The organism is Tenacibaculum sp. Bg11-29 (assembly GCF_002836595.1).
Lineage (GTDB): Bacteria > Bacteroidota > Bacteroidia > Flavobacteriales > Flavobacteriaceae > Polaribacter.
This window is the reverse complement of record NZ_PJBB01000003.1, coordinates 510,925-534,392: the sequence shown is the minus strand read 5'-3', so window position 1 is coordinate 534,392 and position 23,468 is coordinate 510,925. Positions and strand designations below refer to the sequence as shown.

Genomic DNA, 23,468 nt, shown 5'->3' with positions numbered 1-23,468 from the left:
ATGTCTACAATAACAGGTAAAGTTTCTCAAATTATTGGTCCAGTTATCGATGTTGAGTTCAATATAGAAAATGCTGAATTACCAAGAATTTACGATTCATTAGAAATTAAAAAAGCTGATGGTTCTATTCTAGTTTTAGAAGTTCAACAACATATAGGTGAAGATACGGTTCGTACTATTTCTATGGATGCAACTGATGGTTTAAGTAGAGGTACAGAAGTTATCGCTACTGGTAATCCAATTCAAATGCCAATAGGGAATGATATTTATGGTCGTTTATTCAACGTTACAGGTGATGCTATTGATGGATTAGGAAATTTACCAAAAACTGGAGATTCAGGTTTGTCAATTCACCGTCAAGCACCAAAATTTGAAGATTTATCAGTTTCGACTGAAGTTTTATTTACTGGGATTAAAGTAATTGATTTAATTGAACCTTATGCAAAAGGAGGTAAAATTGGATTGTTTGGTGGAGCCGGAGTTGGTAAAACTGTATTAATTCAAGAGTTAATTAACAACATTGCAAAAGGACATGGTGGTTTATCTGTCTTTGCAGGTGTAGGTGAAAGAACTCGTGAAGGAAACGATTTATTAAGAGAGATGTTAGAGTCAGGAATTATCAAGTATGGTGATGACTTTATGCACTCTATGGAAGAAGGAGGATGGGATTTATCTAAAGTAGATAAGCCAGGTATGAGAGGATCAAAAGCTACTTTCGTATTCGGACAAATGAATGAGCCACCTGGAGCACGTGCACGTGTTGCATTATCTGGTTTAACAATTGCTGAGTATTTCCGTGATGGGGCAGGAGAAGCGCAAGGAAAAGATGTGCTGTTTTTCGTAGATAATATCTTCCGTTTTACACAAGCAGGTTCTGAAGTATCGGCGTTATTAGGTCGTATGCCATCGGCAGTAGGATATCAGCCAACATTAGCTACAGAAATGGGAGCAATGCAAGAACGTATTACTTCTACTAAAAAAGGATCTATTACCTCTGTACAAGCAGTTTATGTGCCTGCAGATGATTTAACAGATCCAGCACCAGCTACTACATTTGCGCATTTAGATGCAACTACGGTATTATCTCGTAAAATTGCCGAATTAGGTATTTATCCTGCTGTAGATCCATTAGATTCTACTTCAAGAATTTTATCTGCTGAAGTATTAGGAGATGAACATTATAATACAGCAACAAGAGTAAAAGAAATTTTACAAAGATATAAAGAGTTACAAGATATTATTGCCATTTTAGGTATGGAAGAATTATCTGAAGAAGATAAATTAGTAGTACACAGAGCACGTCGTGTACAACGTTTCTTATCTCAACCTTTCCACGTTGCTGAGCAATTTACAGGTATTCCAGGATGTTTAGTAGACATTAAAGATACTATTAAAGGGTTTAACATGATTATGGATGGGGAATTAGATAAATATCCTGAAGCTGCATTTAACTTAAAAGGATCAATTCAAGAAGCAATTGATGCTGGAGAAAAAATGTTAACTGAAGCATAGTTAAAATAATAATTAACAATAATTAATTCTGTTTAAATTATGTTTTTAGAAATTGTAACTCCAGAAGCTATTTTATTTTCATCGGAAGTAGATTCTGTAACTGTACCAGGTATTAACGGAGAGTTTCAAATGTTAAATAATCACGTGTCAATCGTGTCTATTTTAACTAAGGGAGCTGTAAAAATACATGTACATACACAAAATCATTTAGTTTTTGATGATTTACACGGTAGTATTGGAAGTTTACCAGAAGATGATAAAGTCTTAACTTTACCTATAAAATCTGGAACTTTAGAAATGAAAGGTAATAAAGTAATAATCTTAGCAGATTAATTATTTTAGAATTTATATAAAAGCCAAACTTTAAGTTTGGCTTTTTTTGTTTTATAAAGAGTTTAACTATTGATTTTAATTATATTTGCATTGATGAATGGAATATTTTTATTTATAGGTGGTCCTGAGATTTTTATAATCTTACTAATAGTTGTTATGTTATTTGGTGCGGATAAAATTCCTGAAATAGCTAGAGGGCTAGGAAAAGGTATGCGTCAAATTAAAGATGCCACTAACGATATTAAAAAAGAAATTAACGATAGTGCTAAAAATCAAGGCATTGATGCTGATTTTGTAAGGGATATAAAAAAAGAAGTTACAAAAGTTAAAGATAATATTGACGATTTTACAGGGCCTATAAAAAGAAAATAGTTATTACTTCACTCTACTAATTGTTAAGCCGTCTCTTATTGGTAATAAAACTGTTTCTAAGCGATTATCTTCATTTAGCTTTCTATTATACTCTAAAAGAATTTTAGTGTCAATATCCTTTGGATTTAATTCCTCTACCACTTTTCCACTCCAAAGCACATTGTCTGATAAAATAACTCCACCAGTATTCATTTTTCCAATAATCAAGTCAAAATAATTTAAGTAATTAGATTTGTCTGCATCAATAAAAACTAAATCAAATTTTTGATTAATCTTCGGAATGATTTCTATAGCATTTCCAATATATTGTTTAATTTGATTCATGTAATCAGATTTCTTAAAATACTTAGACTGTAGCTCTTCTAACTCTTCATTTTTATCAATAGTATATAGTATACCATCTTTAGATAATCCTTCAGCTAAAGATAAAGCAGAATAGCCAGTATAAGTACCAATCTCTAAAATTGATTTAGGTTGAATTAATTTTGAAATCATTGATAAGACTCTACCTTGAAAAGCACCGCTTAACATTCTAGGGTTTAAAACTTTTTGCCAAGTTTCTTTGGTTAATTCTTGTAATATTTTAGGCTCTTGTTGAGAATGATTAACAACATAGGTGTCAATTTTTTCAGGAAGAAAATGCATAGTTTTAAATTTAATTCAAAGATATATAAAAACGGAATCTATTATAAAATAAATTCCGCTTCAATTTAATCTAACAAAAAATAGAACTTATTAATTAAGTTGATTTAATTGCTCTTTTAGAATATCTTTATCATTTTGAGATAAGCACTTTGTTTCACTTTTACAATTAGAAGCTTTCATTTTAAAAATAGTTGACATTTTGCGGTTTTGTTTTGTATACAAAGCACAAATTTTGCAAGTTAATAAATGCAAGTTAAGTTGTATTTTCTCATAAAATGAGGCCTCATTATATTGTGCTTTATCACAAATAGTAGTTGCTTCATCACAAGTTATTTTAAATTTCTTAAACATTATTTCTTACTTATTAAACCAGTTTTTTTCCATACAATTTCTTAGCTGAGTTCTAGCCCTATGAATGATAACCCATAGGTTTGACGGAGTGATATTTAATTCCTTACAAATTTCTTCAGTTTCAAACTCTTGAATAGTCTTCATTCTAAAAACCATAGCATATTTTTCAGGTAAATGATCAATACATTCATCTAGTTGAGATTTTAATTCATTGTTCTCAATGCTTTTTTCAGCTGTATTGTCCCAAGATTGCGGAACTCGCTCTTCAATCCAATTACCTTTATCTTCACCGTTGTCATAAAAATTCATTCTAACTTCGGCTTGTCCTTTTTTAGAATTTATTTTTCGATAATGATCAATTACTTTTCTTTTTAAAATTGATACTAACCAAGTTCTTTCGGTTGATTTTCCCTGAAAGTTTTTTGCAGATTTAAGCCCTGCAAAAAATGTTTCTTGAACTAAGTCCTTAGCTATATTAGAATCATTTACACGTGATACCGCATAATTAAATAAATAATCAGCGTAATCATCTACCCATTTATTTGGAGATAATGTGTTGGATTTGTCAGTCTGGTTCATTACCCCAAATATAAGTTATTTTTTATTTAATGAGACTTTATATATTCTACTTAATCCATTAGGATTAGTATTAATGTAATTAATAATTTCTTTTAGTTTTTTTCTTTTTTTTAAACTTTTTGGAATAGCACTTTTACTACTAGTGAAGTAAAGATTATTACTTGAAATGTCAACAAACGGACAATAATCTAATTTTTTAGTATTAATACTTTTTGCTAAATGTTCAGCAGGTAACCATTTATCCTCTTTACTCTTTTTACTAATATATAAATCCCCACGACCTAAATCATCTTTTCTTCCGTAAGAGGTAAATACTATAAAGCTTTCATCAGGAGCAACAAAGGCATTAAATTCATATTTTTCTGAATTTATACTCTTACTTAAAGAAGTTGGTTTTGTGTATGAATTGTTAACAAGTCGACTAACATATATATCTTCTTTGCCTTTCGTATTCTCATAAGAAGCTGTAAAATATAAATCACCTTTACTTGTTACTGAAGGGTAAAATTCATCAGCAGATGTATTAATTACCGAGCCAATGTTCTTTGGTTCTGACCAATCATCAATTAATGATTTTCTTGTTACATACCATATATCCATGTCTTTTTTTATTTCAGAAGAATTATTATTTAGCCTGTTAGAAGCAAAAAATAATTTTAAACCATCAGGAGATAAAAATGGTTCTAAATCTTTGTATTCCCCAGAAAAAGATGCAGCTTTTGGTGCCGTCCATTTGCCTTTTATTTTTTTTGAAAACGCAATAAAAGAATATTCTTTTACATAACTTTCTACTGTAAAATAAAATTCATCATTATTTTTGTTTAAAGAAAAGTCTCTAACATTAGGTAGCCCATTAAATAAGTCAGGTAGAAACATTTTAGGTTCTTGAGCAAAAATTAATTGAGTTAATAAAAAGATAAAAAGAAAATATTTTTTCATGTTTTAGTTTTTTTGAATATTGCAATTTTCTTTACGTCTCATATCTATCAAATAAATTATTTCCCACTTTCCGTTATTATTAAATAACTGAAATGAGTTTGCACCGCAATGACTTAACTTGCCATTAAGATAGAATTCATAAGGTGTCCAAACAGAAGCTAAATTACCGTTAATCTTAATGTCCCACGAGACTAATTTTTCTAAATAAGTGTTTTCAGGTTTTTTATTAGCAATTCCTATTAATATTTTTTTTTTAGAATCAGTAATCAATTTTTTTTTTCCGCCCTTATTAGTAAAAGTTGTCTGTATTTTAATCGTAGTATGTAAAGTTGAACTAACAATTGTACTATCACCTTTATGAAGTCCGTCAAAAAAAGTTTCAATAGTTTTTTTTACAGCAATTTGTTCATTATTTGTCTGTGCATTTACAACTGTTGTAAGGATAAAAAGGATTAGTAACGTAATTATTTTAGGCATAGAATTTGGTTTTAAACTGTGAAGCTATTAAAAAATAAAGCGATCAGTATATAATTAACAGAAGATTAACGGCTTTTACGAATGGAGATAATAAGACTGGAAGTTTAAGTTAAGGTAAAATTCAATCGATTAATTATGTATTTTTACAAAATAGAAAACATTAAATAATGTCAGTAGCAAAAAAACAATATAAAAGAATAACAACGAAGTCATTAGTAGAAATGAAAGCAAATGGAGAGAAAATTTCTATGCTTACTGCTTATGATTATACGATGGCAAAGATTGTAGATGGAGCAGGTATTGATGTAATTTTAGTAGGAGATTCAGCATCAAATGTAATGGCAGGTCACGAAACTACGTTACCTATTACACTTGATCAAATGATATACCATGCAAGTTCTGTAATAAGAGCTATTGAACGTTGTTTAGTAGTGGTAGATTTACCTTTCGGTACCTATCAAGGAAATTCTAAAAATGCATTAGATTCTGCAATTAGAATAATGAAAGAATCTGGTGGACATGCGGTAAAGTTAGAAGGAGGTAGTGAAATAGGAGAGTCTGTATCTAGAATACTAACAGCAGGTATTCCTGTAATGGGACATTTAGGGTTAACACCACAATCTATTTACAAATTCGGAACATATACTGTTAGAGCAAAAGAGGAAGAAGAAGCTGAAAAGTTATTAGAAGATGCATTGCTTTTACAAGAACTTGGATGTTTTGCTTTGGTACTCGAAAAAGTACCAGCAGCATTAGCAAAGAGAGTAGCAGAAAGTTTAACAATACCCGTTATTGGAATTGGAGCAGGTGCAGGAGTAGACGGACAAGTGTTGGTTACACACGATATGATAGGAATGACGCATGAATTTAACCCTCGTTTTTTACGTAGGTATTTAGATTTATATTCTGAAATGACTGGAGCTTTTGAAAATTATATAGCTGATGTAAAATCGAAAGACTTTCCTAACGAAAAAGAACAATATTAATTACACAAGTCTTCTGAAAAGAAGGCTTTTTTTATTAAAAAAAATAATGAAAATACTTCATCTAGATTCAAACCATTCGTTACTTTTAAAACAACTAAATGATTTAGGTTTTACAAATGAAGAAGATTATAACTCTTCGAAAATAGAAATAGAAGCTAAAATTCATCAATACGATGGAATAATTATTCGTAGTAGATTTTCTGTAAATAAACAATTTTTAGACAAAGCAACCAATCTTAAATTTATTGGTAGAGTTGGCGCTGGTTTAGAAAATATTGATTGTGAATATGCTAAAGAAAAAGGAATATATTTAATCTCGGCTCCAGAAGGAAATAGAAATGCAGTTGGAGAGCATACATTAGGTATGATTTTATCTCTTTTTAACAAACTAAATAAAGCAGATGAAGAGGTTAGAAACGGTAAATGGTTACGTGAAGAAAATCGAGGAATTGAATTAGAAGGCAAAACTGTGGGGTTAATTGGCTACGGTAATATGGGGAAGTCTTTTGCCAAAAAGCTTCGTGGTTTTGATGTAGAAGTTCTATGTTATGATATTAAGCCAAATGTTGGTGATGAAAATTGTAAACAAGTTTCATTAGAAGAGTTACAGAAAAAAGCGACTGTTTTGAGCTTGCATACACCACAAACAGCATTAACTATAAAAATGGTAAATGCTGATTTTATTAATGCTTTTTCTAATCCTTTTTGGTTTATTAATACAGCACGAGGAAAATCCGTTATTACCTCTGACTTAGTAAATGCTTTAACATCTGGTAAAATATTAGGAGCTGGTTTAGATGTATTGGAATACGAAAAAAAATCTTTTGAAAACTTATTTCAGAAGAATACAATATCTAATTTTTCATCTCAAGCGGAGTCGAGAGACGAGATGTCAGGAGCTTTTAAATATTTAATAGAATCTGAAAATGTATTATTATCACCTCATGTTGCCGGTTGGACAATTGAGAGTAAAGAAAAACTAGCACAAACAATTGTGAATAAAATTAAAGAAAATTTTTGTTAACTTGTAAGTCTCTAAATCGTTTGAAATGCAATACGAGGCTAACACACCTGATGATTATATTGCTAAAGTTCCAAAAGTACGACAAGCAATTATGCAAAAACTACGTAAAACAATAAAAAATAATCTTCCTAAAGAGTTTGAAGAAGGAATGAATTATAAAATGATTGGGTATTATGTACCACACTCAATATACCCTATGGGATATCACTGTGATGCAAGCTTACCTCTACCATTTATGAATATTGCTTCACAGAAAAATTCAATCAATTTGTATCATAGCGGAATTTACGCTAAAAAAGAACTTTTTGATTGGTTTGTAGCTCAATATCCAAAATATTCTAAACGTAAATTAGATATGGGAAAAAGTTGCATTCGATTTAAGAAAATTGAAGAAATTCCGTTAGATTTAATAGCTGAATTATGTAAAAAAATGACAGTAAAACAATGGATCGATATTTACGAAGCTAGTATTAAAAGAAAGTAATGAAAAAAAAAGGTAAAGTACTAGGTATTGGAGGTGTTTTCTTTAAAACTAACGACCCGTCAGAAACAAAAGATTGGTATAAAAACAATTTAGGTTTTAATACTGATGATTGGGGGTGTACCTTTTGGTGGAAAGACAATGAAGATAAAAAAGCATCAACACAATGGAGTCCTTTTGCAAAAGACACGAAACATTTTGAACCTTCTAAAAAAGACTTTATGTTTAATTATCGTGTAGAAAATTTAGCAGAGCTATTAGAAGAACTTAAAGAGAAGGGAATTACTGTGTTAGACAAGTTAGAAGAGTATGATTATGGGAAATTTGGATGGATTATTGATTTAGATGGAAATAAAATTGAATTGTGGGAGCCAAAAGACGAAGCTTTTTTATAAATTTAGCACAAACTAATTATTAAAAACAAAAGAATGGATGTAATTGATGAAAATGGAACAGCAGTTCCAAATCAAGAAAGTAAAAAAGTATTAGCAGGTGTTTTAGCTATTGTTTTAGGGGCGCTAGGTATTCATAAATTTATACTAGGGTATACTAAAGAAGGGGTTATTATGTTATTAGTGACAGTTTTAACTTGTGGTTTTGGAGGTATGGTTACGAGTATTATTGGTTTAGTTGAAGGTATTATTTACTTAACAAAATCAGATGAAGAATTTATAGAGACCTATCAAGTGAACCAAAAAGGTTGGTTCTAGTCTAAAAGCATGTTATAATGGAAGAAGGTAAGAAAGATTTAAATGAAAGTTTAGATAAAGCTAAAGAAGTTATGGATAACATAACAGAAAAGGTTTCAGAATTAGCTGGTAGAGCTAGTGAGCATATTGTTGATGCTGTTGAAGATGTCAAAACTACAGTTAGTGAAATCGTATCAGACGAGTCTATTCAGAATGTAAAGGAAAATGCGAATGAATTTGCAGGTGAAGCTAAAGAAGTTTTAGAAGATATAGCAGAGAAAACTTCAGAATTAGTAGGTGAAGCGAGTGAGCATATTGTCGATTTTGCTGAAGACGCTCAAGAAGAAATGAAAGAGACAACAACAAAAACAAAAAACTTCTTCCAACGTTTATTTAGAAAATAAAAAAAACCGTTTAAGAATTAATTCTTAAACGGTTTTTTAAAAAACGTATATTTTTTATTGTTTTCGTAAAACTAAAGCTTCTTGCTTTTTTTCTTCATTACGATCAATTTTGTGTTCAGGTCTAGTCCATTTAGGTTTCTCACCTAAGTTTTCAAAAGCAGAATCTTCCGCTTCTACAGTTTGGGGTTGTACCTTTTTCGTAAATGGTTTTTGTGGATTTAAACCTAATAATTTAAACATTTTCATGTCTTCATTAACATCAGGATTTGGAGTTGTTAATAATTTATCTCCAGCAAAAATAGAGTTAGCACCAGCAAAGAAACACATCGCTTGTCCTTCTCTACTCATTTGAGTTCTACCAGCCGATAAACGAACTTGCGTTTCAGGTAAAACAATACGTGTAGTAGCTACCATACGAACCATATCCCAAATTTCAACAGGCTTTTCATCTTCTAAAGGAGTTCCTTCAACAGCAACTAAAGCGTTAATTGGTGTAGATTCTGGTTGAGGGTTTAAAGTTGATAAAGCAACTAACATACCAGCTCTATCCTCTGAATTTTCTCCCATTCCAATAATACCACCAGAACAAACAGTTACGTTTGTTTTTCTCACATTATCAATAGTATCTAATCGATCTTGATAACCACGTGTAGAAATTACTTTTTTATAATACTCTTCAGATGAATCTAAGTTGTGATTGTAAGCATACAAACCAGCTTCAGCTAAACGTTGCGCTTGATTTTCAGTAACCATACCTAAAGTACAGCAAACCTCCATATCAAGCTTATTAATAGTTCTCACCATATCTAAAACTTGGTCAAACTCTGGCCCATCTTTAACATTTCTCCAAGCAGCACCCATACATACACGAGAACTTCCACTAGATTTAGCTCTTAAAGCTTGCGCTTTTACTTGACGTACAGACATCAAATCGTTTCCTTCAACATCAGTATGATAACGAGCAGCCTGTGGGCAATACCCGCAATCTTCAGAACATCCACCAGTTTTTATAGATAATAAAGTAGAGACCTGTACTACATTAGGATCATGGCTTTTTCGATGAATAGTTGCAGCCTCATATAAAAGCTCCATTAAAGGTTTATTATATATCTCAAGAACTTCTTCTTTCGTCCAGTTATGTCTTACTTCACTCATAAATTCAAAGTTGTTTGTGGTGTCAAAAATAAAAAAACTAATTGGCTTTCTATTTGTTTTTAGAAGCTATTTCCTGCTTTTACTACTCGCTTTTTTTAAGAAAAATAAAAAAGAGCTCAAACAAACCGCTCAATCAGGGCTAAACACTTTTGCAAATTAACTATTAATTCTAAATATATATTTTGCTTAAAATAAAAAACCTGATTTAATTTTTTCTTACTATATGTTATTTCGTTACTAAAACAGAAACAGCATTTCCTCCAAAACCAACGGCATTTACTAATACTTTAGTTATTCTTTTAGGATGTATTTGTTTCTCTGCAAACGGAACTTCTATTGCTTTTTGATGTTGTAACATTAATACAGCCAATTCTAAACTAAGTAGTCCAGAAGTACCAAAAGTATGTCCTACCTTCCATTTATTAGTTGTTAAAAAAGGAATTTTATCATTAAATACTTTATGAATAGCGTTAATTTCCGATGAATCTCCTTTTATAGTTCCTGGAGCGTGCATAACAATAGCATCAATATCATCTATAGAAATACCATTTAAAGCCATTTTCATAGATTTCTGAAAACACTCTGCATTTGCAGTAACCGATGTATTGTGTTTTAGTACTTCAGTAGCATATCCAACACCATTAATAAATGCAACGGCATTTTTTTGGATCCCTTTTTCTAAACAAAAAACAGCAGCAGCCTCTCCTAAAACCATGGTGTTTTTCTTCTTTTCTAAATCGAAAGCTTTACAAGGATACTCGTCAGTTTCTTTTGAGTACACTTTTAAAGCCTGCATTTGAGCAATCGTAAAATCGGTTAAAGAAGCTTCACTAGCACCAATCATAAACTTTTCTGACATACCAGATTGTAACCAAGCAACACCGTTTAACAATGAGTGTAAACCAGTAGAGCAAGTAATAGAATGAGAAATTTCAGGGCCGTTTGATTGTAAATCATGTGCAATCCACGAAGAAATGTTCCCCAAAGTTGTTGTTGGAGAACTTAATGTTGATGATTTACCAGTTTCTAAAAACTCTTTATGATACTTTTCAAATAAAGAAGTAGCACCACGAGAAGAACCAATATTAATTCCAAAATTATCTTCTGATTTCCAATCAGTACTGTCAATTGCTTTTCTAGCAACTAGTATTGTATATAAAACAGAATCATCTAAGTTTTTATATTTAGGGTCTGAATTTTTTATTTTTTCAATACTAAGTTTGTCATCACTTGTCAATTGCCCTGTCCAAACATTTTCTTTTAAAGTTAAGAAATGTTCAGTACTTAAGTAATTTTTCCAAATTTGTTCAGAACTACTTCCTAAAGCAGAAACTGAAGCAAAAGATGTAATAGAAATAGGTTCTTTCAACACTTTAAAGTTTTTACAAAAATAAAGGTAAAATCAAGTATTACGAAATAAATAAATATTTATATTGTAAGAAAATTGAAAAGTAATGAGTGAGCAAGAACAAAAAAGTTGGTTTAGTAGAAATTGGGGTTGGGTTGTACCTGTGGGAGGCTGCGGATGTGGTTGTCTCGGACTTATTTTATTATTTGTTTTTGGCATTGGAGCCACAATTTTTGGAGTTTCAGAAATGATGACGAACTCTGTACCTGTAGGATATGCTATAGAACAAGCTTCTAAAAATGAAAAAGTAATTCAATTTTTAGGTGAACCAATAGAAAGTTATGGTATTCCTTCAGGTAATATATCATTAGATAATGATGATGGAAATGTTGATTTCTCAATTTCAATAAAAGGTCCGAAAGGTAAAGGGACTTTAATTGTTAGCGGAATTAGAGTAGATGGAGAATGGGCTTATGAAGATTTATATGTTCGTATTAAAGAAACCCAAGAAGAAATAAACTTATTAGTTAATGAAAAGGTTTTAGAAAATATCTAAAACCTTTTCAATAGTTGCATAAACTTTTTTTAACTGCTCTTTTGTGATTACATACGGAGGTTGAATGTAAATAGTATTTCCTAACGGACGTAAAAATACTCCGTCATTCATAAAGTGTTTTAGTAATTGGTCACGTAAAGTACCATAACGACCAGCATTAGTTTTTAAATCTATGGCTAAAATTACTCCTTTAGAACGTGTACTAGCTACTTTAGGATGGTTTTTAATACGCTCCTCAAATGTTTTATGAGAAGTCGTAATAAACTGTATACTGTTCTGAATTTCTTTAGTTTGCAATAACTCTATACTAGCTAAAGCAGCACTACAAGCTATAGGGTTTGCTGAGTAAGTATGACAATGAAAAAAACCTTTAGCAATATCAGTACTTAAAAAAGTACTGTAAATTTCTTCAGTACAAGAAGTGATAGCCATTGGTACTAATCCACCAGTTAAAGCCTTACTTAGGCAAATAATATCAGGTTTTGTAGTAATTTCATCAGAAGCAAAATTGTTTCCTGTCTTACCAAAACCGGTCATTACTTCATCAGCAATTGTTAAAATAGCGTTCTCTTTACAGAATTTTAAAACCTCATTTAAATCTGTAGCCTCATGAATCTTCATTCCAGCAGCCCCTTGCACTAGAGGTTCGTAAATAAACCCTGCAATTTTGTTTTCAGTAACTATTTCTTTTAGTTGGTTTAAGATAGCTTCATTATTTGTTCCATTGGGGATAGGAATACGCTTAATATCCATTAGGAAATCTTCAAACGGGCCATTATATGCTGATAATCCAGAAACAGACATAGCCCCAAAAGTATCTCCATGAAAACCATCTTCAAAAGCAATAAACGTTTTTCGTTTTTCGCCTTTATTAAAATAATATTGTAATGCCATTTTAATGGCTGCTTCTACCGCTGTTGAACCATTATCATTAAAGAAAATTCTGTTTTGATTTTTAGGAAGAATTTTAATTAATTCTTCAGATAATTTTACGGCAGGTTCATGTGTAAAATCACTAAACATTATTTGATCTAATGTTTGCATTTGTTTGTAAACACGGCTGGTAATAAAATCGTTGCAATGCCCAAACATACAAGTGTACCATGACGAAATAGCATCGATATATTCATTGCCACTTTCATCTGTTAAAATGCATCCTTTTGCTTTTACAATACCTAAGCTATCTGGGTGTGTTTGATGTTGTTTTAAAGGATGCCAAAGGTGTTTTTTATCTCTTTCTTGTAATGTCATAAATTCTGTCATGCTGAATTTATTTCAGCATCGCATTAAAAATAGTTAATAATCTAAAGTCTTTAAAGTTGGATTTAATTTTTTGATTAAATTAATTTTCCATTCTTTGTGCCAATTTTTTAATTGTTTTTCCCGAGAAATAGCTTGATTTATATCTGTGAATTCTTCAAAATAAATTAAATCAGTAACATTATATTTTTTTGTAAATTTAGATGCTTTACCTTCCTTATGTTCAATTAATCTTTTTGATAGGTTAGCTGTCACTCCAATATAAAATGTAGTTCTGTATTTATTCGTCAAGATATAAGTATAGCTATGCTTCATAAGATTATGCGACCCTGAAACAAGTTCAGGGTGACGTTATAATTTATCTATAAAGATAGTTGAAATTCATGTTTCCGTCATGCTGAATTTATTTCAGTATCACATTATGAGATTTCGAAAACAAACTCAAAATAACGTTATAATTTCTCTTTAAAAAGTTCAGCATATTCTCTAATTACATTTTTATCAAAATAAGGTTCTTCGTCAATTCTACCTATAACAGAAACATTTGTCATTTTTGTGATAATTTCTTCAGTGGTTTTGTGTTCTTCTCCAGAGAAAATGATAGCAACGTCGAAGCCTTTTTCTTTTAATAAATTTACGGTTAATAAAGTGTGGTTTATACTACCTAAATAATGTCGAGAGACTACAATTACTTTGTAATCTGGTTTGATAATATCTAAAATTGTTTCAGAATTATTTAAAGGGACTAATAACCCACCAGCACCTTCAATTACTAAATTATTTTTGGTTTTTGGCTCGGTGATTTTAGATAAGTCAATAATTACTTTATCAATTTCTGCAGCTGCATGAGGACTCATAGGTGTTTTTAATGCATATGAATTCGGGTGAATTACAGTATTTGAATTAGAAATTAATTGTTTTATTTTATGAGAATCAGAATTTTCTAGTTCTCCGGCTTGTATTGGTTTCCAGTAATCAGCCTCTAAAGATTCGGTTATAATTGCCGATGCTATAGTTTTTCCTACTTCTGTAGAAATTCCTGTGATAAAATATTTTTTCATTTAAAGATTGTTTTACAATCGTTACAAACTAATTTTCTGCTTTCAAAAAAAGGAAATAACATGTAGAAAATACTTTTGCGTTGAGGTGGAGCAACTAATATTCTTGTAGAATTACATTTTTTACAATGTATAGATTCTCCACTATCATCTTTTTCATATGCTCTTACTTCATTGTATATCTCTAATGCTTTTTCTAAATCATCATTATGTACTAGCAATTTTACACCGCCTATTGCTTGACTTATCAAAGGATCAGAGTCAATAGTCTTTTCATCCATTAATAAAGTTCTAATAGCATCTGATTCTAACCTAGATTTTATTACGTGAGCTTCAGTAGAATATTCGAAAACTGTTAGAATAGTATAATTATGGCGCATTATGTTTTTTAAACAAATGTAGCAAGGTTCTCTAAAACACTCGTAATTTCTTTAAAAGAATTATAAGAATGTAAACAAAAACGTAATCTTTCTTCTTCTTTCCTTACTGTAGGAGATAAAATAGGTTTTACATCGAATCCTTTTTTCTTCAATTGATTCGCAATTTTTTTTACTTTTTCGTTACCAGGAATTACACAGCAATGAATAGCTGAATTACTTTTTATAAAATTAAGTTGTAGTCTATTAATTTCTTGTTTAAAAAATGAGATATTCTTTTTAAGTAGCTTTTCAGATTTGCTTTCTGAAAGCTCCAAATACGCAAATTTAATAGTAGCTAAAGAATGAGGTGAAAGACCTGTAGTGTAAATAAAACTTCTAGAGAAATTAATTAGATACTGCTTTAGTTCGTCAGTTCCTAAAATGGTAGCTCCATGGCAGCCAAGTGCTTTTCCAAATGTGATAATTTGAGCAAAAACAGCTTTTTCTAAATTAAATTCCTGAACCAATCCTTTATTAAAAACACCAATGGCATGTGCTTCATCTACGATTAAGAAAGCTTTGTGTTTTTTTGCGATTAATGATATTGCTATTAAATCAGGAGAATCACCATCCATAGAAAAAACAGATTCTGTAACTATATATATATCAGAATTGCTATTTTTAATTTGTTTTAGAATTTTATTCTCTAGGTCTTCTGTGTTATTGTGCTGAAATTTAAAAGATTTAGCATTTGATAGTTGAATGCCATCACGAATAGAAGCATGAATAAATTCATCATATAAAATAACATCACCTCGTTGGGGTACTGAAGAGAAAAAGCCAATATTAGCATCGTAGCCAGAATTGAATATTAAAGCAGCTTCAGAATTATGAAACTGACATAATTCTTTTTCTATATTATTGTATAGGTTATGGTTTCCAGATAAAAGTCTTGAACCTGTTGCTCCGTTTTGTTTAAAATTGTTTTCTGTTAGATATTGGTGGCTTCTATTAAAAATTATTTCAGATTTAGCGAAGCCTAGATAATCGTTGGAAGAAAAATCTATTAAAGCGGTTTTTTGTCCAAGTGCTCTTAAAGATTGGTTTTCTTTACGATGTTGTAGTTTTTTTTTGAGTTTTCTTGAAAGTTGCATTGTGTAAAAATAAAAAAGACTTACGAATATGTAAGTCTTTTTTTGCTCCTCCTTTAGGACTCGAACCTAAGACCCTCTGATTAACAGTCAGATGCTCTAACCAACTGAGCTAAGGAGGAATGTTCATATAGAACAAATATGTATGTTGTAGAAATTATCGGCTTCTACGTTGCCTTTGTCTATTTTGCTCCTCCTTTAGGACTCGAACCTAAGACCCTCTGATTAACAGTCAGATGCTCTAACCAACTGAGCTAAGGAGGAATTTAAAGCGGACTTGCTTTAAAAGCGAGTGCAAATTTAAGGGCTTTTTTTGTATCTACAAATTTTTTTTGATAAAAAAATGAATATTTTTTTTTATTGATTGATTTTTAGGTGTTTATGGTTATTGAGTGAATGTTTGTAAAAGCGTTACGTTGGTCTTGTTCTAGTAATTTAAAGAAGCAAATTAAGCGTGAAAAAAAGTTTTATTTTTAGTAAAAGTTGTATTTTTGTCACCATTATTCTTATTGATAGAAAAGCATAGTAAAATATATGGACAAATTTTCGTTCTTAAACGCAGCACATACCGGATTTATAAGTGATTTGTACGAACAATATCAAAAAAATCCAGATGCAATAGAACCAAGTTGGAGAAGTTTTTTTCAAGGATACGATTTAGCAAATGAAAATTATTCGTTGACAGATGAAGAAGTTTCTGTTGAAATTCCTGAAGAAGTACGCAAAGAATTTTTAGTAATAGATTTAATAAACGGGTATCGAACAAGAGGACATCTTTTTACAAAGACGAATCCTGTGCGTGAGCGTAGAAAATATAAACCAACGCTAGATATAGATAACTTCGGTTTATCTAATAAAGATTTATCTACAGTATTTAATGCGGGTGAAATTTTAGGGATGGGTGCTAGCTCATTATCTGAAATAATAATACACCTTGAGTTAATTTATTGTGATAGTATTGGTATTGAGTACATGTATGTACGAAATCCTGAGGAGTTAAAATGGTGGCAAAGCCGTTTGAATATAAAAGCTAAACAATTGAATTTCGATGTTGAAGCAAAAAAATATATTCTTACAAAATTAAATCAAGCAGCTACCTTCGAAAGTTTTTTACAAACGAAATACGTTGGTCAAAAACGTTTTTCTATTGAAGGAGGAGAAACATTAATTCCAGGAATAAGTGTTGCACTTCGCGATGCCGCTGAGAAATATGGAGTTGAAGAATGTGTTTTAGGAATGGCACACCGTGGTCGTTTAAATACCTTGGTAAATATCTTTAAAAAACCTGTTCGCGACTTATTTAGTGAGTTTGAAGGAAAAGATTTTGAAGATCAAGATATTGATGGAGATGTAAAGTATCACTTAGGATTAACATTAAGTAAAGCATACAAGGGCGGACAAAAAATGAAGATGAACTTGGTTCCAAACCCATCTCATTTAGAAACTGTTGATGCAGTTGCTGAAGGAATTGTTCGTGCCAAAGTAGATTTAGATTATAATGGTGATAATGGTAAAATTTTACCAATATTAGTACATGGTGATGCTGCAATTGCAGGGCAAGGTATTGTATATGAAATTGCTCAGATGATGACCTTAAGTGGTTATAAAACTGGTGGAACTATTCATGTAGTAGTGAATAATCAAGTAGGTTTTACAACGAACTATTTTGATGCACGTTCAAGTACTTATTGTACAGATGTAGCTAAAGTAACATTGTCTCCAGTTTTACATGTTAATGCAGATGATGCAGAGGCAGTTTGCTATGCAATGGAAATGGCCGTTGAATATCGAATGAAATTCAAAAAAGACATTTATATTGATTTATTAGGATATCGTAAATATGGGCATAACGAAGGTGATGAACCTCGTTTTACACAACCAAAATTATATAAAGCAATTTCTAAGCACAAAAATGCAAAAGAAATTTATACTGAAAAATTAATAAAAGAAGGAAGTATTTCTGCTGATTTTGTAAAAGAAATTACAGATGAGTTTAAAGCTCATTTAGAAGCTGAGTTTTTAGAATCTAAAAAGAAAACAACTTCTAAGATTCAAGAATTCATGCCAGAAGTTTGGAATGGGTTTGTACGTAAGCAATTACAAGATATGTTGCAGCCAATAGATACTACATATTCGGTTGAAGCATTAAAAAATATAGCAAAAGTAATTTCTAATACTCCAGAAGGACATAAGTTCGTTCGTAAAGCAGAACGTATTTTAAAAGGCCGTGAAAAAATGGTCTTTGAAGAAAATGCTTTAGATTGGGGAACAGCAGAAAATTTAGCATACGGAACATTACTAGAAGAAGGATTTAATATTCGTATTTCTGGAGAAGATGTAGAAAGAGGAACGTTTTCTCACCGTCATGCTATTATGCGAGATGAAGAAACTTTAGAGCGTGTTAATTTATTAAACACAAATGCTAAGAATAAAGGAGAAATGACAATTTTTAATTCTCATTTGTCTGAATACGGTGTTTTAGGCTTTGATTATGGATATGCTATGGCAGCTCCAAACACATTAACAATTTGGGAAGCACAGTTTGGTGATTTTGCTAATGGTGCACAAATTGTATTTGATCAATATATTTCTTCAGCAGAATCTAAATGGAAATTACAGAACGGGTTAGTAATGTTATTACCTCATGGATATGAAGGTCAAGGACCAGAACATTCATCAGGGAGAATAGAGCGTTTTTTACAATCATCAGCAATTGATAACTGGACAATAGCAAACTGTTCTACTCCATCAAATATATATCACATTTTACGTCGTCAGATGAAACGTGATTTTAGAAAACCTTTAGTTATTTTTACTCCAAAGAGTTTATTGCGTTTACCAAAAGCAGTAAATACTATTGAAGAGTTAGCTAATGGAAGCTTCCAAGAAGTAATTGATGATACTATTGATACTTCTAAAGTAAAGAAAATGGTATTCTGTACAGGTAAATTTTATTATGATTTATTAGCAGAACGTGAGCAGTTAGAAAGAGAAGATGTAGCTTTAGTTAGAATAGAACAATTATTCCCGCTACATAATGATCAGATAAAAGAAATAATGGATAAGTATCCGAATGTAGAACGTTATGTTTGGGCACAAGAAGAGCCTAAGAATATGGGGTCTTGGAGTTATATGTTAGAACGCTTTGAATTAGCGAAGTTAGAATGTGCATCGAGAGATTATCATTCGGCACCAGCAGCAGGTTCAAGTGCTAGATATAAACGTCGTCACCAAAAAGTATTAGATAAGGTTTTCGATTAATAAAAAGTAAGAGTATGCGTTAGGTGTTATAGTTAAATCATTTTATTATTTGTTCGAGTAAGTTTTATAGAATAAAAATAAGTTAAAGATTTAGTCTAAAATTCAACCCGATAGGGAAACGTGAATTAAGAAAGAAAGTATTTCAGAATAAAAATAAAAAACATGAGTGTTTTAGAAATGAAAGTTCCTTCTCCGGGGGAATCAATTACAGAAGTAGAAATAGCAAGTTGGTTAGTTGAAGATGGTGATTATGTTGAAAAAGATCAGCCAATTGCCGAAGTAGATTCTGACAAAGCAACGCTAGAGTTACCTGCGGAAGAAAGTGGAATTATTACTTTAAAAGCAGAAGAAGGTGATGCTGTTGAGGTTGGTGCAGTAGTTTGTCTTATTGACATGAGTGCTGAAAAACCAGCTGGTGGATCTTCTACTGAAACAAAAACAACAGAAGCTCCGAAAGTAGAAGCTCCTAAAAAAGAAGAAGCAAAAGCTGCAACCTATGCAACTGGTACTGCTTCTCCTGCTGCTAAGAAAGTTTTAGCAGAAAAAGGAATGGATGCTGCATCTGTAAAAGGAACTGGTAAAGATGGACGTGTAACTAAAGAAGATGCTGTTAAAGCTGTTCCTTCTATGGGTACACAACCAGCAAATGGCTCTCGTAGTACTGTGCGTAAGAAAATGTCTATGTTACGTAGAAAAGTAGCACAACGTTTAGTTGCAGTAAAAAGCGAAACAGCAATGTTAACTACATTTAATGAAGTTAATATGCAGCCAATTTTCGATTTACGTAAAGAGTATAAAGAAGATTTTAAAGCAAAGCATGGTGTTGGATTAGGATTTATGTCTTTTTTCACTTTAGCAGTTGTTAGAGCTTTAGAATTATACCCTGATGTAAACTCTATGATTGATGGAGATTACCAAATTAAAAATGAATTTCAAGATATTTCTATTGCAGTTTCTGGTCCTAAAGGATTAATGGTTCCTGTAATTAGAAATGCTGAAGATTTATCTTTTAGAGGAGTTGAAAGCGAAGTAAAGCGTTTAGCTTTACGTGCAAGAGATGGACAAATTACTGTTGATGAAATGACTGGAGGAACATTTACTATTACAAATGGTGGTGTATTTGGTTCTATGTTATCAACTCCAATTTTAAACCCTCCACAAAGTGGAATTTTAGGAATGCATAATATCGTAAACAGACCAATGGCTGTTAATGGTGAAGTTGTAATTCAACCAATTATGTATGTAGCATTATCTTATGATCACAGAGTTATTGATGGTCGTGAATCAGTTGGATTCTTAGTTGCTGTTAAAGAAGCATTAGAAAACCCTGTTGAGTTATTAATGAACAATGATATTAAGAAAACATTAGAAATGTAATTTTAATTACTTTTTCTATAAAATATAAATCCTGTACATTTTGTGCAGGATTTTTTGTTTAGAAGAATTTTTTGGTTTGTTAATTCTTAACTATACTTTAAAGTGTCTGCTAGTACTTATGAATATTAAAGTTTGTGTATTGTAACATAGGTTACTTTTTATGAGCTAAACAGGCTTTATTTTTGTAATAAAAAAGATGAAGCCATTCGCATTACTATTAATGATTGTTTTTATATTTAGTTGTAAAAACTCTAAAAATAAATTATTGTCTAAAGATAAAACGGTTTTAGATAGAAAAGAAAAAGAACATCCTGGTAAAAAGTTAATGGAAACAAATTGCTATGTATGTCATAATCCTACAGCTACAAGCGAAGATAGAATTGCACCTCCTATGGTTGCTATAAAAAAACACTATATAAAAAATAATACAACTAAAGAAGAGTTTATAAACTCAATGCAAAATTGGATTGAAAACCCTACTAAAGAGAATGTTAAAATGTTTGAAGCAGTAAAACGTTTTGGATTAATGCCAAAACAAACTTTTCCTGATGAAACTATAAAGGTGATTTCTGATTATATGTTTGATAATGAGATTAAACAGCCATCATGGTTTGAAAATCATTATAATAAAGAAAAAGGTAAAAGAAGTGGAGTCGTAAATAAAGAAGGCAAACAAAAGGAAAGAGAGCGTAATAGCTTTAATAACCTACCATATAATGAAAGAGGACTAAAGTATGCACTAACGACCAAATCTGTTTTAGGAAAAAATTTAATGAGTACAATTCAAAAAGAAGGAACTTTAGCTGCTTTAAATTTTTGTAATGAAAGAGCATATCCGTTAACAGACAGTATGTCTATTATTCATAAGGCAACAATAAAAGAGTTTCTGATAAACCTAGAAACTATAGTAATACAGCTAATGAAGTAGAAAAAGGGTATATCGCTGTTTTTAAAAACGATATTAAAAATAGGAGCGAATCTAAAGCAATTGTTGTAGAATCTGGTGAGAGTGTAGAATTTTACTACCCGATTAAAACGAACTCTATGTGTTTACAATGTCATGGTAAACCAGTTTCAGATATAAAAACCAATACTTTAACTCAAATTAAAAACTTGTATCCGAAAGATAAAGCTATAGGTTATAAAGAGAATGAAGTGAGAGGAATATGGAGTATAAAATTTAATAAAAAATAAAAAATAAAAAATAAAAATTTTCTTAGGCATGAGCAATTTTTCAAAAATAATTAATCAAGATAAACCAGTTTTAGTAGATTTTTTTGCAGAATGGTGTGGGCCATGTAAAATGATGAATCCAATTTTAAAAGAAGTAAAAGAGTCTTTAGAAGATAAAGTTTCAATTATTAAAATTGATGTTGATAAAAACCAATCTTTAGCTGCAAAATATCAAGTTAGAGGGGTACCAACATTAGTTTTATACAAATCAGGTAAACAAGTTTGGAGACAATCAGGAGTAGTACAAAAAAAAGAGTTGGTTTCTATTATAAATAGTTTTTCTTAATTATTTATAGCCATAAAAGAGGTGCGTCATTAATTTTAACTACAATCTAAACTATAAAAACCACCACAATTTTTTGTTCTTTTTTTAGAAAATTGGGTAATTAAATAAGCGGTAGTAATTAGATTTCTTAATTCACATAAATCAACAGAAAGTTCAGAATAATCGTACAAACGTTTATTATCTTCATAGAGAGCACGTAACCTTTTTTCAGCACGTTCTAAACGTTCGTTAGAACGAACAATACCAACATAATTAGTCATTATTGTTTTTACTTCGTTTCTATCATGTGTAATTAAAATTTTTTCCATGTTTTTAATTACGCCATTATCATTCCATTCAGGTATGTTTTTAGGTGTCTTGGTACTGTTATATTTTTTAGAGATGTTTAAAAAAGCCTTATGAGCGTATACAATACCTTCTAGTAAAGAATTAGATGCTAATCTATTTCCACCATGCAAACCTGTTTTTGTAACCTCACCAATAGCATATAGCTTCTTTATAGATGTCTTGGCTTTTTTATTAACATTAACACCACCACAAATATAATGAGAAGCAGGAACAACAGGAATAAAGTCTTTTTCAACATTTATATTTAAAGAAGCACACTTATCTGTAATATTAGGGAAGTGTTCTTTAAATTTCTCTATGTCAAGATTAGTGCAATCTAAATATACATGGGGACTACCGCTCTTTTTTAATTCGTTATCTATGGCTCTGGCAACAATATCTCTAGAAGCTAGTTCTTCTCGTTCATCATATTTATGCATAAAATAATTTCCATTGAAATCTCTTAGCTTAGCACCAAAACCTCTAACAGCTTCAGAGATTAAAAAGGCTGGATATTCACCGGGGTTGTATAAAGCTGTTGGGTGAAACTGAATAAATTCCATATCCGAAATTTCAGCTTTTGCTCTATAGGCAATACCAATACCATCACCAGTGGCAACAGTTGGGTTTGTCGTTGTTTCGTAAACTTGACCATTACCTCCAGAGGCTAAAATCGTAAATTTACTTACAAAGGTTTTAACTTTAGATTCTTTAATATTTAAAACATAAGCGCCAAAACATGAGATTTTTCCATTTCGTTTTGTTTTTTTATTTTTTACTTGATGCTCAGTAATTAAGTCAATTGCGTAATGATGTGTTAAAAAATCTATATTTGGTAAAGCATTAACCTGTGCTAATAGCGCTCTTTCTATTTCTGCACCAGTAATATCTGTATGATGTAAAACTCTATTTTGTGAATGACCTCCTTCACGACCTAAATCATACTCTTTGTTTTCGTTTCTGTCAAATTTTGTACCCCAATCAATTAATTCCTGTAACCTACCAGGAGCATCTTCAATAACCATTTTTACAACCTCCTTGTCACATAAACCATCTCCAGCAATTAGAGTATCATTTATATGTTGCTCAAAACTATCTACCGTTTTGTCATAAACAGTTGCAATTCCACCTTGTGCATATTTAGTGTTAGATTCGCTCTGTTCATCTTTTGTAACAATGGTAATTTTTGCATCTTTAAACTTCGTAGCCGTTTTTAGAGCAAAGGTTAATCCTGATATTCCAGAACCAATAACGAGGAAATCAGTTGTAATTACTTTTTTATCTGACAGCATCTTTTAAATTCTT

27 protein-coding genes, 2 tRNA genes and 1 pseudogene are annotated in these 23,468 nt (G+C 31.0%); 15 read left to right on the top strand and 15 right to left on the bottom strand.

Annotated features, from left to right (window positions below):
• The 3 genes from atpD to CXF68_RS02535 all read left to right on the top strand — a co-directional run bounded on the left by atpD (position 1) and on the right by CXF68_RS02535 (position 2,217).
• Positions 1-1,512: a F0F1 ATP synthase subunit beta gene (gene atpD / locus CXF68_RS02545; RefSeq protein WP_101042783.1), complete on the top strand. Its 1,512-nt coding sequence runs from the start codon at positions 1-3 to the stop codon at positions 1,510-1,512.
• A gap of 39 nt (positions 1,513-1,551) precedes the next feature.
• Positions 1,552-1,845 carry a F0F1 ATP synthase subunit epsilon gene (locus tag CXF68_RS02540; protein WP_101042782.1) on the top strand — a complete coding sequence of 98 codons (294 nt, stop codon included), beginning with the start codon at positions 1,552-1,554 and terminating at the stop codon, positions 1,843-1,845.
• A gap of 93 nt (positions 1,846-1,938) precedes the next feature.
• Positions 1,939-2,217, top strand: coding sequence for a twin-arginine translocase TatA/TatE family subunit (locus tag CXF68_RS02535; RefSeq protein ID WP_028890002.1), 279 nt, complete (start codon positions 1,939-1,941; stop codon positions 2,215-2,217).
• A 3-nt stretch (positions 2,218-2,220) separates the two neighbouring features.
• Here CXF68_RS02535 and CXF68_RS02530 read toward each other — a convergent pair whose 3' ends face one another.
• The 5 genes from CXF68_RS02530 to CXF68_RS02510 all read right to left on the bottom strand — a co-directional run bounded on the left by CXF68_RS02530 (position 2,221) and on the right by CXF68_RS02510 (position 5,208).
• The gene (locus CXF68_RS02530; protein WP_101042781.1) at positions 2,221-2,862 is read right to left on the bottom strand and encodes an O-methyltransferase; all 642 of its coding nucleotides are present in this window, start codon (positions 2,860-2,862) and stop codon (positions 2,221-2,223) included.
• A gap of 90 nt (positions 2,863-2,952) precedes the next feature.
• Entirely contained in the window at positions 2,953-3,213 is a 261-nt protein-coding gene (locus CXF68_RS02525; protein WP_101042780.1) for a hypothetical protein, read from the bottom strand.
• Between the two features lie 6 nt (positions 3,214-3,219).
• A complete protein-coding gene (locus tag CXF68_RS02520; RefSeq protein ID WP_101042779.1) occupies positions 3,220-3,792 on the bottom strand; it encodes a sigma-70 family RNA polymerase sigma factor in 573 nt (190 codons plus the stop codon).
• A 15-nt stretch (positions 3,793-3,807) separates the two neighbouring features.
• The gene (locus CXF68_RS02515) at positions 3,808-4,731 is read right to left on the bottom strand and encodes a PD40 domain-containing protein (protein ID WP_101042778.1); all 924 of its coding nucleotides are present in this window, start codon (positions 4,729-4,731) and stop codon (positions 3,808-3,810) included.
• Between the two features lie 3 nt (positions 4,732-4,734).
• Positions 4,735-5,208 carry a nuclear transport factor 2 family protein gene (locus tag CXF68_RS02510; protein WP_101042777.1) on the bottom strand — a complete coding sequence of 158 codons (474 nt, stop codon included), beginning with the start codon at positions 5,206-5,208 and terminating at the stop codon, positions 4,735-4,737.
• A gap of 167 nt (positions 5,209-5,375) precedes the next feature.
• On the opposite strand from CXF68_RS02510, the gene panB reads away from it, so the two are divergent.
• The 6 genes from panB to CXF68_RS02480 are packed head-to-tail and all read left to right on the top strand — an operon-like array spanning position 5,376 to position 8,792.
• Entirely contained in the window at positions 5,376-6,194 is an 819-nt protein-coding gene (gene panB, locus CXF68_RS02505; protein WP_028890008.1) for a 3-methyl-2-oxobutanoate hydroxymethyltransferase, read from the top strand.
• A gap of 46 nt (positions 6,195-6,240) precedes the next feature.
• Positions 6,241-7,218 (top strand): 2-hydroxyacid dehydrogenase, encoded by a 978-nt coding sequence (locus tag CXF68_RS02500; protein WP_101042776.1) that lies wholly within the window; start codon positions 6,241-6,243, stop codon positions 7,216-7,218.
• 25 nt (positions 7,219-7,243) lie between these two features.
• On the top strand, positions 7,244-7,702 hold the full coding sequence (locus CXF68_RS02495; RefSeq protein ID WP_101042775.1) for a DUF1801 domain-containing protein: 459 nt from the start codon (positions 7,244-7,246) through the stop codon (positions 7,700-7,702).
• Entirely contained in the window at positions 7,702-8,094 is a 393-nt protein-coding gene (locus CXF68_RS02490; RefSeq protein ID WP_101042774.1) for a VOC family protein, read from the top strand. Before CXF68_RS02495 ends, CXF68_RS02490 begins: the two co-directional genes overlap by 1 nt.
• Before the next feature lie 33 nt (positions 8,095-8,127).
• Positions 8,128-8,409 carry a TM2 domain-containing protein gene (locus tag CXF68_RS02485; RefSeq protein ID WP_101042773.1) on the top strand — a complete coding sequence of 94 codons (282 nt, stop codon included), beginning with the start codon at positions 8,128-8,130 and terminating at the stop codon, positions 8,407-8,409.
• 17 nt (positions 8,410-8,426) lie between these two features.
• Positions 8,427-8,792 (top strand): hypothetical protein, encoded by a 366-nt coding sequence (locus CXF68_RS02480; protein ID WP_101042772.1) that lies wholly within the window; start codon positions 8,427-8,429, stop codon positions 8,790-8,792.
• 54 nt (positions 8,793-8,846) lie between these two features.
• Here CXF68_RS02480 and bioB read toward each other — a convergent pair whose 3' ends face one another.
• Both bioB and CXF68_RS02470 read right to left on the bottom strand, forming a co-directional pair.
• Positions 8,847-9,947 carry a biotin synthase BioB gene (gene bioB / locus CXF68_RS02475; protein WP_101042771.1) on the bottom strand — a complete coding sequence of 367 codons (1,101 nt, stop codon included), beginning with the start codon at positions 9,945-9,947 and terminating at the stop codon, positions 8,847-8,849.
• Between the two features lie 226 nt (positions 9,948-10,173).
• Positions 10,174-11,316 (bottom strand): beta-ketoacyl synthase N-terminal-like domain-containing protein, encoded by a 1,143-nt coding sequence (locus CXF68_RS02470; protein ID WP_101042770.1) that lies wholly within the window; start codon positions 11,314-11,316, stop codon positions 10,174-10,176.
• A gap of 85 nt (positions 11,317-11,401) precedes the next feature.
• Between CXF68_RS02470 and CXF68_RS02465 the strand changes: the two genes are divergently transcribed.
• Entirely contained in the window at positions 11,402-11,851 is a 450-nt protein-coding gene (locus tag CXF68_RS02465) for a cytochrome c oxidase assembly factor Coa1 family protein (protein ID WP_101042769.1), read from the top strand.
• Here the strand turns inward: CXF68_RS02465 and bioA are convergent.
• From bioA to CXF68_RS02430, 7 genes are all read right to left on the bottom strand, one after another.
• Positions 11,837-13,102 carry an adenosylmethionine--8-amino-7-oxononanoate transaminase gene (gene bioA, locus CXF68_RS02460; RefSeq protein ID WP_101047304.1) on the bottom strand — a complete coding sequence of 422 codons (1,266 nt, stop codon included), beginning with the start codon at positions 13,100-13,102 and terminating at the stop codon, positions 11,837-11,839. The genes CXF68_RS02465 and bioA overlap by 15 nt on opposite strands.
• Before the next feature lie 45 nt (positions 13,103-13,147).
• Positions 13,148-13,426 (bottom strand): GIY-YIG nuclease family protein, encoded by a 279-nt coding sequence (locus CXF68_RS02455; protein ID WP_101042768.1) that lies wholly within the window; start codon positions 13,424-13,426, stop codon positions 13,148-13,150.
• Between the two features lie 137 nt (positions 13,427-13,563).
• Complete coding sequence (gene bioD, locus CXF68_RS02450) at positions 13,564-14,172, bottom strand: dethiobiotin synthase (protein WP_101042767.1); 609 nt, start codon at positions 14,170-14,172, stop codon at positions 13,564-13,566.
• The gene (locus CXF68_RS02445; protein ID WP_101042766.1) at positions 14,169-14,549 is read right to left on the bottom strand and encodes a DUF2007 domain-containing protein; all 381 of its coding nucleotides are present in this window, start codon (positions 14,547-14,549) and stop codon (positions 14,169-14,171) included. Before CXF68_RS02445 ends, bioD begins: the two co-directional genes overlap by 4 nt.
• A gap of 8 nt (positions 14,550-14,557) precedes the next feature.
• On the bottom strand, positions 14,558-15,682 hold the full coding sequence (locus tag CXF68_RS02440; protein WP_101042765.1) for a pyridoxal phosphate-dependent aminotransferase family protein: 1,125 nt from the start codon (positions 15,680-15,682) through the stop codon (positions 14,558-14,560).
• 45 nt (positions 15,683-15,727) lie between these two features.
• A tRNA-Asn gene (locus CXF68_RS02435) sits at positions 15,728-15,801 on the bottom strand.
• Between the two features lie 68 nt (positions 15,802-15,869).
• Positions 15,870-15,943: transfer RNA gene (locus tag CXF68_RS02430), tRNA-Asn, on the bottom strand.
• Positions 15,944-16,213: 270 nt separating this feature from the next.
• On the opposite strand from CXF68_RS02430, the gene CXF68_RS02425 reads away from it, so the two are divergent.
• The 5 genes and pseudogenes from CXF68_RS02425 to trxA all read left to right on the top strand — a co-directional run bounded on the left by CXF68_RS02425 (position 16,214) and on the right by trxA (position 21,836).
• A complete protein-coding gene (locus CXF68_RS02425) occupies positions 16,214-18,940 on the top strand; it encodes a 2-oxoglutarate dehydrogenase E1 component (protein WP_101042764.1) in 2,727 nt (908 codons plus the stop codon).
• Between the two features lie 162 nt (positions 18,941-19,102).
• Complete coding sequence (gene odhB, locus CXF68_RS02420) at positions 19,103-20,317, top strand: 2-oxoglutarate dehydrogenase complex dihydrolipoyllysine-residue succinyltransferase (RefSeq protein ID WP_101042763.1); 1,215 nt, start codon at positions 19,103-19,105, stop codon at positions 20,315-20,317.
• 196 nt (positions 20,318-20,513) lie between these two features.
• Entirely contained in the window at positions 20,514-21,245 is a 732-nt protein-coding gene (locus tag CXF68_RS02415) for a hypothetical protein (protein ID WP_232771598.1), read from the top strand.
• Between the two features lie 8 nt (positions 21,246-21,253).
• Positions 21,254-21,511 (top strand): annotated as a pseudogene (locus CXF68_RS20940) (DUF3365 domain-containing protein); the annotation flags it as partial.
• 28 nt (positions 21,512-21,539) lie between these two features.
• A complete protein-coding gene (gene trxA, locus CXF68_RS02410; protein ID WP_101042762.1) occupies positions 21,540-21,836 on the top strand; it encodes a thioredoxin in 297 nt (98 codons plus the stop codon).
• 35 nt (positions 21,837-21,871) lie between these two features.
• On the opposite strand, the gene nadB is transcribed toward trxA, so the two are convergent.
• The gene (gene nadB, locus CXF68_RS02405) at positions 21,872-23,455 is read right to left on the bottom strand and encodes an L-aspartate oxidase (RefSeq protein ID WP_101042761.1); all 1,584 of its coding nucleotides are present in this window, start codon (positions 23,453-23,455) and stop codon (positions 21,872-21,874) included.
• Positions 23,456-23,468 lie beyond the last annotated feature (13 nt).